Origin of the sequence: Spirulina subsalsa FACHB-351, from assembly GCF_026130165.1 — a bacterium.
Lineage (GTDB): Bacteria > Cyanobacteriota > Cyanobacteriia > Cyanobacteriales > Spirulinaceae > Spirulina_A > Spirulina_A subsalsa_A.
In genome coordinates this window covers 1-10,330 of sequence record NZ_JAIHOM010000153.1, presented here as the reverse complement: position 1 = coordinate 10,330, position 10,330 = coordinate 1, and the positions used below count along the sequence as shown (strand labels likewise).

Sequence of the window (10,330 nt, the reverse complement as noted above, 5' to 3'; positions counted from 1 at the left end):
CCCACCCCTACGAGGACGGCGTTTAGTAGGGGCAGAGTATGAGATTTTACCCCTAGAGGAGTTAGAAGGGGACATCTTAAGCATTCCCTCACAGGTGTTGGGTTTAGAGTTGCGGGTATTATCCGATTGTCGTTTGCGGTTTTTTGACTCAGTATCTGGGGAGTATTTGCGGAGTCCAGAGGAGTCGGAACAGGAACGGATACAAGAACGAATGCGGGCTGAACAGGAACGAATGCGAGCCGAACAAGCCGAACGGGAATTAGAGCAACTGCGTAATCTCCTGCGAGAACGGGGGATTGACCCCGATGATTGGTCAACCTATTAAACTTTTTGACGGCCTCTTATTGAACGTGAACTCCCCGACGCTGACTCTATGCCCTTCGGGCAGGCTGCGCCAACGAGTACAGCGCGGGCTTCCTACCCAAAAGAGTTTAAAAATCGAGAATTGATAATTGATAATTAGTCTCCCTAATGATCACCAGCACTAATCACTAATCACGCCTTAAACCTCAGTTGGCTTAATTTCCGGTAAACTGGTTTCCAACTTCAAACAATTACGACCATTGACCTGTAAGCGGTATTCCACTTTATCCATTAAACGGTTCATAATTAACCAGCCATAACCTCCCTCCTGCTTATCATCAGGATTCGGTGGTAAATAGGTGGACAGGTCAAAACCATTGCCATGATCCCAAATTTCCAGCGCTACATCCCGCTCATCTAACTCTAAGCGAAGTAACACCGGGAGATCGGGCTTATCTCGGTGAGCATGACGCACCACATTGGAATAAGCCTCTACCAAGGCTAATCGTAAACGATTAGACTGGCGTGGCCACTCTACGGAGTCGCCGAGTTCAATTTGTAAACAGTCAAGCAACCAACGCTCAACTACCGCTAAAAACTTGAGATCACTTGGTACATTTAGCTCTGTCTTCATGCAGCTACAGAACCTCCAGAAATAGAATCGTTTGGTCGTCTTCTTGAACTTGATTGGTACATTCGCGAAAACGATTAAGTAAACTATCGAGATCAAATGTCTGAGGTTCTTGGAGAATTAACTGCCAAAGTCCCTCCTGACCCAGCATTGGATTGTGTGAACTATTGGAGTTCCCAGAATCGACTCCCTGACTTAAGGGCGGAATTATTGTCGCTTCTGTAATTCCATCACTGGTGAGCAGAAAAATATCGCCTGAATTTAATGTCATTTCTCCCGCTTTTGCTTTCCAAATCGGTAAGATGCCCACTGGAACCCCCCGCACGGTCAGATACTCTGGTTGGACGGTTTCGTTGACCGCCACCTGATCTATCGTACTCTGGTGATGCCACAACATAGGGTAAATATGACCCGCGTTGGCGTAAACCAGACGACGGGTTTCTGGGTTATAGCGGGCAAGAACCATGGTAATGAAGCAATTTGTACTAAATAGGTCTTCATTCATGGTCTGATTGAGATTCCGCATCACCACATCGGGTTCTGGTGAACCTTCTTGGGAGAGTTCGCGACGCAAAATAGAGATGGCACTGGCCATAAAGAGTGCGGCGGGAACTCCTTTCCCAGATACGTCTCCCACAGCAAGCCAGACATCCCCTTGTGGGTGAACATAGACTTCAAAGAAATCCCCCCCTACTTCCCGAGCCGGATAGCAACTGGCTTGTACTTTAACATTTTTGGTTTCTCCCCAACTCTGACGGAGTAGGTTATGCTGAATTTGCCGGGCGACGGCTAGTTCTGCCCGCATTTTTTCAGCCTGCTCTTGGGTTCGTTGGTAGAGTTTAGCTTGGGAGATGGCTAGGGCGGCTTGTTCTGCTACGGATTGGATGAGGCTAATATCTTCCTCGCTCCAAGGAATCAAGGCGTTTTGTTGGTTGAGATATAAAACGGCTAAAATCTGCTGTTGCACTGTGAGAGGGATGGCTAGGTGTAAGCCTCCTTCCCGGTTGGCGCGCCCTTCGATTTGGGTTTCTTGGGTGGCTAGAACGGTTTTGAGCAGGTTTTCTACTTCTGAGGAGAGGGGAGGAGGGGGTGCTTCTTCTGTGTTGTCTTCAGGGGGCCCGAGGGCTGGATAGAAAAAGCATTCACTCCCGAGTTGATTATCTTCAACGGGTTTGAGAATACCTTGATCTGCTTGGAATTTTTCCCCGATGGTTTTAACGATGGTCTTGAGCATATTCTGGTAGTCGAGGGACTCCCGAATTGTGCTAGTCACTACGTTGAGGATTTCTTCCCGCCGCAGGGCGCGACTGAGTTCGTTAGTTCGTTGTTTGAGAACTAAGTAGGTTTCTGAGGCTTGTTGAACGGTTTCTTTGAGCTTTTCGGGGTTCCAGGGCTTGGTAATGTATTTGAAGACTTTCCCTGAGTTGATGGCATCTACTAAGTCTTCGACATCGGTGTATCCGGTTAGTAGGATCCGAATGGTGTCTGGAAAGCGGTCAACGGTTTTGCTGAGGAATTCGGTTCCGTTCATGACGGGCATCCGTTGATCGGAGATGATCACGGCCATTTCGCCTTCTTGTTCTAGGGTGTCAAGGGCGCTTAGAGCTCCATCAGCCCGAAACACGTTAAAGTCCCGCCGAAAGGTACGGTAAAGCAGATCTAAGTTATCAGGTTCATCATCCACCACCATTAATTTTAGTTTTTTGGGGCTTACCTGACTCATTCACTCACTCCGGTTTGTGGTTTTAGACTCAACTGGTTTAGGACTCAACAATAATCAAGGGGTGAACAAGAGAATATCCCGAATCGATGAATCCGGATTCGTTTGATTTTTGTCTAAGCCAAGCCCCTGACAGACCATCTCTGAATCGGATACAACGGGTTCAAGTTGGATCAATGCTCTAGTTGTAAGAGGATTTTAAGGGGTTTTTGTTGTCGGTCATGTACACCAGTGGCTCTAGAGCAATGGGTTCAGTGGACTGACTGAGGGTCTAGAGCGGTTGCTGACACTCCCTCATTTTACCAAAAAGCTGGCGAGAGTTACGCTAGAATCCGAAAAGTTAAGCTGTGAGAGGGTTTGAGTGGGATATTAGCACACTAGACCGGAACGGAGGGCGCGGACGGCGGCTTGGGTGCGGTCGTCGGCGCAGAGTTTGTTTAAGATGTTGCGCACATGGGTTTTTACTGTGCCAACGGTGATGTAAAGTTCTTGGGCGATGTCGGCGTTGCTGTAGCCGTTAACGATCAGTTGTAAAACTTCGAGTTCTCGTTCTGTTAGCCCGTAGTTGGGGGGATCATTACTGGGGGGGGTGGTGCTGGCTTTGGCTTGACTCAGAACAATTTGTGCGATCGCCGGATCAATCCAAGCGTTCCCTTGATGAGTGGCTCGGATGGCTTCTAGCAGTAGGTCAAATTTAATATCTTTCATGCAGTAAGAGTCCGCCCCGGCTCCAAAAGCGGCCATCACGGCCTCTTCTTGATCCTGTAGCGTCAAAATCAGGATTTTGGTGGCGGTTTTATCTACGGCTAAGGATTTGAAGCGACGAGTCAGTTCAATACCATCAATGCCCGGCAGACCAATGTCTACAATCCCCACGTCTGGCCGTTGAGTTTGCAGCAACTTCAGACCGTCTGTCCCGTTGGTTGCTTCTCCGATATATTCAATCTCACTCTCGCGGAGAAAGGCTGTTTTCAGTCCGACCCGAGTTAAGTCATGGTCTTCGACAAGGGCAACCCGAATACGACTCATTGGCAATTTTTTAGATTTCGCTTGGTGAACTGTTCCCCATTCTAACAGGATTGGGGGAGAATTCATTGATAATTGATAATTGATTTTTTAAGTTTAACAAGCGGAGTGGGAAGGAAAAACCTATATTGAGGTTGACCGTTTCTTTGCCTCCTCTAAAACCTGTCATGTTTGCCTCTTCAACTTTTCGCTATGCTCCACTAAGCTTTGAGCAAATTGATCAAAACGCTGGGTTAATTTCTCGTCTAATAGTTTCCCTTCGGGACTAAAGGCCTGCCAAGCTTGACCGACGGCGATTTGTTCGGGAATTACCCAAGCATGAACCCAGCGCATGATCACCCGCAAATCATTTAAGGCATTACTGTTAGCTTGTCCCCCTAAAACGCTAATCACTCCGGTTACTTTCCCGGCTAAATGCTCAAAACTCATCAAATCCAAGACGTTTTTTAGGACTCCACTCACACCACCATGATATTCCGGGGTGGACAGAATTATCCCATCGGCTTCCTGAAAGGCTTGTCTTAGGCGGGTAACATCGGGATAGTCGGGATAGTCTTCTCCTCCATCACAAAAGGGGAGATTTAACTGGCGAATGTCCAAAAGGTTCATCTCGGCTCCGAGTGCCTCAACTCGTTGTGCCGCTTGTTTTAAGGCTAAAGCACTATAGGAGTCTGGGCGTAAACTGCCACTAATACCAACAATTTTGACCATGTTTGTTTTTTCAGCGTTTATTTATATGAAGTGGTAATGAGTACGTTTAAGTTAACACAAAAAAGGTGAATGGGTCAAGGGTGCCACTCGTCCTCGTCTCTTTGTATGACTGTTTACTTGTGAAATGATTAAGTTTTGTCACAACTATCTAAAATTTGGTAATGGGGAGGTGTAGTTGATCTGAAAACGGCACGGGGAGGGTAGACGTGATGAATAGCAACTGGAAAACCCGCTTTCTCGGTCAGTGTGCGCGACAAGGACAAGGTTCAGCAGGATTCACGCTGATTGAATTATTGGTGGTAGTGATTATTATTGGCATTTTGGCATCGATTGCTTATCCGTCCATGTTGGGACAGGCGAATAAGGCGAAACAGGCGGAAGCGAAAATGAATATTGGGGCGATTAATCGGGGGCAACAGATGTATTTTGTGGCGGCTGGGATTTATGCGAGTCGCTTGAGTGAATTGGGGATGGGGATTCAAGCGCAGACGGAGAATTATCGGTATGCGATCGCCTCTAAAGATGGGGGGGAAAGTGTCGCGAACTGGGCAGCCCCTAGAAAGCCGACATTACGGGCTTATATTGGTCTAGCTGGTACAGGTTTAATCGATGCAGATTGGGGGGAAGTTCTGACCATTACCACCGTTTGTGAGTCTAATAAACCGATAATTCCCACGGATGCGGAACTGGAAAATACGGCTCCTAATGGGGGTGGGGTGAATATTGGCTGTAATCAGCCTCCTTTTAATAACTATCGTGGGGGGTTTAGTTCGTTGTAGGGAAATGGTGCGTCAGAATTTAAGGTTGTTCTAAGTGAACCCAAGTTGTTCTTTTTGTCGTACCCTACAACTGTTTACCGCTTGCCATGAAAACATGAACCAGCAACAAAAGCTTACCCTTCCCGTGATGGGCTGTGGAACTTGGGCTTGGGGGAATCGTCTCCTCTGGGATTATGACCCGAGTATGGATGAAGAACTACAACGGGTGTTTAATTTGTGTGTGAGTCGGGGTGTCACCTTGTTTGATACGGGAGACTCCTACGGCACCGGGAAACTGAAGGGACAGAGTGAGAAACTCCTAGGACGCTTTGCCCAAGCCTATCAAGGGTTGAATCAGGAGAAAATTTGTATCGCGACGAAATTGGCGGCCTATCCTTGGCGCTGGACGCGGGGGGCAATGGTGGGGGCCCAGAAAGCATCGGCGCAGCGTTTGGGTCGTCCGGTGGATTTGGTGCAGATGCACTGGTCTACGGCCAATTATGCTCCGTGGCAGGAGTGGGCTTTATTGGACGGTTTGGGGGACTTGTATGAGCAAGGAGTGGTCCGGGGGGTGGGATTGTCTAATTATGGACCATTACGCTTAAAAAAGGTCTATAAACGCTTTCAGGAGCGGGGTATTCCCCTCACGAGTTTACAGGTGCAGTATTCTCTGCTCTCGACTTATCCGTTGACGACGTTGGATTTAAAGGCTGTGTGTGATGAGTTGGGGATTCAACTGATTGCTTATAGTCCTTTGGCATTGGGGTTGTTGACGGGGAAATATAAACTGGGGGGGGCGTTGCCGTCTGGTTTACGGGGGTTTCTCTGTCGGCAGTTATTACCGGGGATTCAGCCGTTATTGGATACCTTGGGGGCGATCGCACAACATCGAGGGAAAACCATGGCACAAGTCGCCCTAAATTGGTGCATCTGCCAAGGTACTATCCCCATTCCGGGGGCTAAAACCGTCCAACAAGCGGAGGAAAATTTAGGGGCGTTAGGATGGTTTTTGGATGGAGGAGAACAGGAGGAATTAAATCGCACGGTTGCCCGTTTAGATAAACAAATGGTGCAGAATATTTTTCAAACCCGTTAAAGAATACGCCCGTCTTGAGTCTGAAGAATTCGTCAACAACCCCACTCCACTTGGGGGATGGGGTTTCTCGGAGAAAGATCATGAAAAAATTAATTGTGGCCACCAGTAACCCCGGCAAATTGCGGGAATTGCAAAAATACTTAGCCGGGGAGGAGTGGGAATTAGCCCTCAAACCGGATGAATTAGAAATTGAGGAAACGGGGACAACTTTTGCTGAAAATGCGGCGTTAAAGGCCTCCCAAGTAGCGCAAGCTTTAGGGGAATGGGCGATCGCCGATGATTCAGGGTTAGCTGTAGATGCCCTTGATGGCGCGCCGGGGGTCTATTCTGCCCGCTATGGCAAAACTGACCCAGAACGCATTGAACGGCTCTTAAAGGCCTTAGAAAACACCTCTCAGCGCGAGGCTCAATTCATCTGTGCGATCGCCCTTGCTCGTCCCGATGGTGCGATCGCCTTGGCCGTTGAGGCCAGTTGTGCAGGGGAAATTGCCCTCGCACCTCGGGGGAATAATGGCTTTGGCTATGATCCCATTTTCTATGTTCCCTCCCTCGGTTTAACCTTTGCCGAAATGTCCCCGGAAACCAAACACAGTATTAGTCATCGCGGCAAGGCCATTGGATTATTTTTAGCTAATCGGCAAGAAACCCCGCGCTCTTCCGAAATATAGCCTTGGTTGCGATCGCCTGTTGCGCTCTAGCCTTCCCCCTAGCCCTCGCGGCGGCAGTGGTTGAGGGCGAGGCCATCCCCTGCGGCCCAAAACCCCATCACATCGGGTAATGTCTGCCAGAGATAGCGATCGCCCGGCCTCAATATCTGTGCCGCTCCTCCACTGTGGGGCTGTCCCCCCTGGGGGTCTTCAATGGAATACATAAAGGCGAAACTTTCCCCCAACTGGGGCAATGTCACCCGGTAATACCACCCTTCAAAAAACCGACCGGGGAGCCAAGGGGAAAAGTGATAACCACTGTGGGGGGTTTGCAGGGAGGGAGTCATGGCAATCTCTGGGGTAGGGAGGCGCTTCCCCCACAGTAGCGCAAAGCTGCCATGGGCTAACGTTTGAGGCAACGGCGTTGATTGAGGATGTGTTTCATCCATCGCCAGGTGAGGAGGGCGATCACACTGCTGCCCAGGACTGCAATTAGAAAGGGATGGGGGGGTAAGAGGCGATCGCGGCTGGGCCAATGCCAGCGTTGGGTGAGCAAGCCAGCACTGGAGGCGAGGATCGCCCCCGTGGCGATGCCTACGCCAATGGCTTGGATCTCGTCTTGGAGGTGGCGATCGCGCTCGGCTTGGTCAATTTCCACTAGGCCACGAATGGAGGCGATCGCGGTATCCAGCAACCCTGATCCATGGCGGAAGTAGTTGAGATCGGCGGTGATTTGGTCTTGAAACGTAACGGCTTCTTTTTCCCCAAACACCCGCAACGCCTCTAGGGGGGTTTGGGCTAATTGCTCCATTTGATCGAGGATGGCGAGATAGTTGCGATGGTTGATGGCGATCGTGTTGCGGGCATATTCGAGATTGCGCAACTGTTGGGAATAGGAAAGGGAGGTTTTGAGCAGAGATTTTAACGTTATTTTTAATTCTGTGATTTCGGTTGCGGTTAAAACGGCATTGTCTTGGTTTTGCAAATATTGAGTATTGAAGGTTTCAAGCTTCGATTCATTTTGGTTGACAATCTGATCCGCTTTTTCATAGTCATGACGGCTCTCGCAAAAACTCCAAGCAATTTTATGATAATAAAGCAAAAGTTCTGGTAATTCCCAATAGCATCGCTCTAAAATACTGCTGGTGTTGCCATCAAAGAAAAACCAAATCATTAAATGGCCGTAGGGATTAACCGTTAAATCATCTTCTGGATTGCCATATTCATAAAGATAACCGCCCCAAAATTCAGCGGCACGATAAAGGCGGGGTAATGGTTCAAGGGTTTCGAGTTTAAAGAACTGTTGCCAACATTGATGGGCTGAGGGTTCTAGGTCTCGAAGGTTGGCGGGGCGGGGAATATCAAGGTAGGCGGTGAGGAGGAGGGTTTGGCCCAAGTAGCCGAAGGGGGGAGTTGTGGGGGGTTTAAAGCAGGCTTGGGGGTTAAATTGGTTGAGTTCAGCAATGGGGAGGCGATCGCCCCCAGGATTTTCTGGATAATAGAGATTGAGATTCAGCCCATAGGCATCATGGAGGGATTGGGGGTAAATGAACCCCTCTAAATTCTTGTCGGGAATAGCAAAGTCTTCATATTGTCGGCCGCTCTCTAGCTCAGGATTCTTTAAAAGATCACAATTTTTATTACTTTCTTGATAATTTTGCCACGTTGAACCGAGTTCACCCTCTACGCCCAAGGCAGAGAAAACCTGTTGATATTGCTGTTGCACCCAAGACAGATCCGCCAGGGTTGGGTTTGAGGGGGTGCGATCAGTGGCGGCAATCAGTCCGGAATGATAGCGATAGGTAAACCAATAGAGGCTAGGGGCATAGAGGTGATCCAGGGCAATCAATTCACTCATGCTGATTTGCTGTCCTTGGCCTTTTGGACAGATTGGGAGATCAGGGCTTTGTTGTAGACTTTGCTGGCCTCTTCCCCTTCGGCAGGTTTAGGAATAGTTTTACCTTTTTTGATCATATTGACCCGCAGTTCGCGCATCGCTGCGGGGTTGATCGTGATCTGAAATTGATCACACCAAGCTTGAATATGCCATGCCAATTTCAGGGGGCGATCTTCTACGTCTACCAGTGCGGCTTGAAAGCTGTCCAGTTGTGACCAGAAGGGATCATCAGCGGGTTTGGTGTGGGCAGCTTCTAGGAAGGTAAGGAAGTCTTCGATGAGGGTTATTTCTTCGGGAGACATATTTTAAAAAGGGTAAGAAATACTTTACGGTTTTAAGGATGCGGGAGTTTTCTGGGGTTCAGCCATACCATAACCTGTATAGGGGCGTTTATAGGGCGGGTGTAATCCTAAAACAATATCTGATTTAGCAACACCCATCTCGACCAAAGCTTCAGCAACATCAGTTTCAGTCCGATTGCGTTGAATCCAAATTTTGCCCTCTTTAATATCGAGGTGCAGAAAGCAAGCATGGACATATTCCAGATCATTCCAACCGACCTCAATCCAGAGGTAATGATCTCCCTCTTGATCAAAAATTAATTGGCTTTCTAGATCGGGAGTATTAATAGAGGGGAGTGAGTGCGATCGCAGCACCGTTTTAATACAGTGGCGATAATGTTCTAGTTTATCCATTGTAGAATCTCCAAGTGATGAGGATCATAAACAATCAAATTGACATCATAGGAACGGATGACCTCTTGAGGTAGACGCTCTTTAAAGAAAGGGTTAAAAGCATCAATCGGGACAGCTAGATATAATCGTCGCTCTGAATTTAATAGTTTGAGTGCAGTGCGGTAATTAATGAATTGACCAATGGCAGCATGAAAATCAGTGATAATGGAGTTACCGATAAAGCTCTTGATTTCAATGGCAATTTTCTCTGGCCCTTTATCGGCAACAAGCAGACGATCAGCCCCTAAATCGATTTCAAATCTCACTGTGTCGATTTTGACCAACAACGGATCTGCAATAATTTGCCATTGTTCTTTTTGTAGTCCCTCTTTAACCGCTTCATGGAAAAGGTCTTTTGCCGCCATAGATTGCCACCCTTCAGAACCCCCTGATCTTGATTTATTCTAAACCATTGACGCGAAAGGCGGCCCAATAGAGGCGTTTGGCGAAGGGGTAGGAACGACTGTAGCGGCGGGCAAAGCGCAAGGCGTAGCGGTCTAAGTCGTCGGGATCGATTTGGAAGGTTTGCTCGCACCATTGGAGGAATTGGGGAACGGTGCGGGTGCGGAACCAGGTTTGGGCGGCTTTTAAGGCTTGGGGAATGGTGCGGGTGGGGGTGAGTTCTTCGTGGAAACGGACGGCGAGGAAGGCGGTGGTGGGGGTGAGGAGTTGGCTGAAGTCGGGGAGTTGGGGGTTGACGGTTTCAAATTCGTTGAAGGTGGGGTCGTTGATTTCTTTGAGGAGGGCTTGGCGTTGTTGGATGAGGGTGAGGAGGGGGTTGGTTTGGGGGGAGGTTGGGGGGAGGTT

11 protein-coding genes and 4 pseudogenes are annotated in these 10,330 nt (G+C 48.7%); 5 read left to right on the top strand and 10 right to left on the bottom strand.

Features of this window, described 5'->3' with window-relative positions:
- Window positions 1-325 (top strand): annotated as a pseudogene (locus tag K4A83_RS20395) (Uma2 family endonuclease); the annotation flags it as partial.
- A 177-nt stretch (window positions 326-502) separates the two neighbouring features.
- Here K4A83_RS20395 and K4A83_RS20390 read toward each other — a convergent pair.
- The 3 genes from K4A83_RS20390 to K4A83_RS20380 form a co-directional block, all read right to left on the bottom strand.
- Window positions 503-937, bottom strand: a complete 435-nt coding sequence (locus K4A83_RS20390; protein ID WP_265266538.1) for an ATP-binding protein — start codon at window positions 935-937, stop codon at window positions 503-505.
- Window positions 938-941: 4 nt separating this feature from the next.
- Window positions 942-2,657 (bottom strand): SpoIIE family protein phosphatase, encoded by a 1,716-nt coding sequence (locus tag K4A83_RS20385; protein ID WP_265266537.1) that lies wholly within the window; start codon window positions 2,655-2,657, stop codon window positions 942-944.
- 366 nt (window positions 2,658-3,023) lie between these two features.
- Window positions 3,024-3,683 (bottom strand): response regulator, encoded by a 660-nt coding sequence (locus K4A83_RS20380; protein WP_407810253.1) that lies wholly within the window; start codon window positions 3,681-3,683, stop codon window positions 3,024-3,026.
- Window positions 3,684-3,780: 97 nt separating this feature from the next.
- Here K4A83_RS20380 and K4A83_RS24115 point away from each other — a divergent pair.
- Window positions 3,781-3,858: pseudogene (locus tag K4A83_RS24115) on the top strand (zinc ribbon domain-containing protein); the annotation flags it as partial.
- Here K4A83_RS24115 and K4A83_RS20370 read toward each other — a convergent pair.
- Window positions 3,846-4,391, bottom strand: coding sequence for an NADPH-dependent FMN reductase (locus K4A83_RS20370; RefSeq protein ID WP_265266534.1), 546 nt, complete (start codon window positions 4,389-4,391; stop codon window positions 3,846-3,848). The pseudogene K4A83_RS24115 and the gene K4A83_RS20370 sit on opposite strands and share 13 nt — an antisense overlap.
- A gap of 209 nt (window positions 4,392-4,600) precedes the next feature.
- Between K4A83_RS20370 and K4A83_RS20365 the strand changes: the two genes are divergently transcribed.
- From K4A83_RS20365 to rdgB, 3 genes are all read left to right on the top strand, one after another.
- The gene (locus K4A83_RS20365; protein ID WP_265266533.1) at window positions 4,601-5,170 is read left to right on the top strand and encodes a type IV pilin-like G/H family protein; all 570 of its coding nucleotides are present in this window, start codon (window positions 4,601-4,603) and stop codon (window positions 5,168-5,170) included.
- Between the two features lie 94 nt (window positions 5,171-5,264).
- The gene (locus tag K4A83_RS20360; protein WP_265266532.1) at window positions 5,265-6,245 is read left to right on the top strand and encodes an aldo/keto reductase; all 981 of its coding nucleotides are present in this window, start codon (window positions 5,265-5,267) and stop codon (window positions 6,243-6,245) included.
- A gap of 80 nt (window positions 6,246-6,325) precedes the next feature.
- Entirely contained in the window at window positions 6,326-6,913 is a 588-nt protein-coding gene (gene rdgB, locus K4A83_RS20355; RefSeq protein WP_265266531.1) for an RdgB/HAM1 family non-canonical purine NTP pyrophosphatase, read from the top strand.
- A 56-nt stretch (window positions 6,914-6,969) separates the two neighbouring features.
- On the opposite strand, the pseudogene K4A83_RS20350 reads toward rdgB, so the two are convergent.
- The 6 genes and pseudogenes from K4A83_RS20350 to K4A83_RS20325 all read right to left on the bottom strand — a co-directional run.
- A pseudogene (locus K4A83_RS20350) lies at window positions 6,970-7,239 on the bottom strand (tocopherol cyclase family protein); the annotation flags it as partial.
- Between the two features lie 56 nt (window positions 7,240-7,295).
- Window positions 7,296-8,750, bottom strand: a complete 1,455-nt coding sequence (locus K4A83_RS20345; protein WP_265266529.1) for a keratin — start codon at window positions 8,748-8,750, stop codon at window positions 7,296-7,298.
- A complete protein-coding gene (locus tag K4A83_RS20340; protein ID WP_265266527.1) occupies window positions 8,747-9,091 on the bottom strand; it encodes a hypothetical protein in 345 nt (114 codons plus the stop codon). The genes K4A83_RS20345 and K4A83_RS20340 overlap by 4 nt, the downstream gene beginning before the upstream one ends.
- 24 nt (window positions 9,092-9,115) lie before the next feature.
- Window positions 9,116-9,484: a XisI protein gene (locus tag K4A83_RS20335; protein ID WP_265266526.1), complete on the bottom strand. Its 369-nt coding sequence runs from the start codon at window positions 9,482-9,484 to the stop codon at window positions 9,116-9,118.
- Entirely contained in the window at window positions 9,472-9,888 is a 417-nt protein-coding gene (locus K4A83_RS20330) for an element excision factor XisH family protein (RefSeq protein WP_265266525.1), read from the bottom strand. Before K4A83_RS20330 ends, K4A83_RS20335 begins: the two co-directional genes overlap by 13 nt.
- A 34-nt stretch (window positions 9,889-9,922) precedes the next feature.
- Window positions 9,923-10,330 (bottom strand): annotated as a pseudogene (locus K4A83_RS20325) (hypothetical protein); the annotation flags it as partial.

Coding starts and splice junctions, on each gene's coding strand:
- K4A83_RS20385 (WP_265266537.1), bottom strand. CDS start 2,657: ATGAGTCAGGTAAGCCCCAAAAAACTAAAATTAATGGTGGTGGATGAT.
- K4A83_RS20345 (WP_265266529.1), bottom strand. CDS start 8,750: ATGAGTGAATTGATTGCCCTGGATCACCTCTATGCCCCTAGCCTCTAT.
- K4A83_RS20330 (WP_265266525.1), bottom strand. CDS start 9,888: ATGGCGGCAAAAGACCTTTTCCATGAAGCGGTTAAAGAGGGACTACAA.
- K4A83_RS20390 (WP_265266538.1), bottom strand. CDS start 937: ATGAAGACAGAGCTAAATGTACCAAGTGATCTCAAGTTTTTAGCGGTA.
- K4A83_RS20340 (WP_265266527.1), bottom strand. CDS start 9,091: ATGTCTCCCGAAGAAATAACCCTCATCGAAGACTTCCTTACCTTCCTA.
- rdgB (WP_265266531.1), top strand. CDS start 6,326: ATGAAAAAATTAATTGTGGCCACCAGTAACCCCGGCAAATTGCGGGAA.
- K4A83_RS20360 (WP_265266532.1), top strand. CDS start 5,265: ATGAACCAGCAACAAAAGCTTACCCTTCCCGTGATGGGCTGTGGAACT.
- K4A83_RS20365 (WP_265266533.1), top strand. CDS start 4,601: ATGAATAGCAACTGGAAAACCCGCTTTCTCGGTCAGTGTGCGCGACAA.
- K4A83_RS20370 (WP_265266534.1), bottom strand. CDS start 4,391: ATGGTCAAAATTGTTGGTATTAGTGGCAGTTTACGCCCAGACTCCTAT.
- K4A83_RS20335 (WP_265266526.1), bottom strand. CDS start 9,484: ATGGATAAACTAGAACATTATCGCCACTGTATTAAAACGGTGCTGCGA.
- K4A83_RS20380 (WP_407810253.1), bottom strand. CDS start 3,683: ATGAGTCGTATTCGGGTTGCCCTTGTCGAAGACCATGACTTAACTCGG.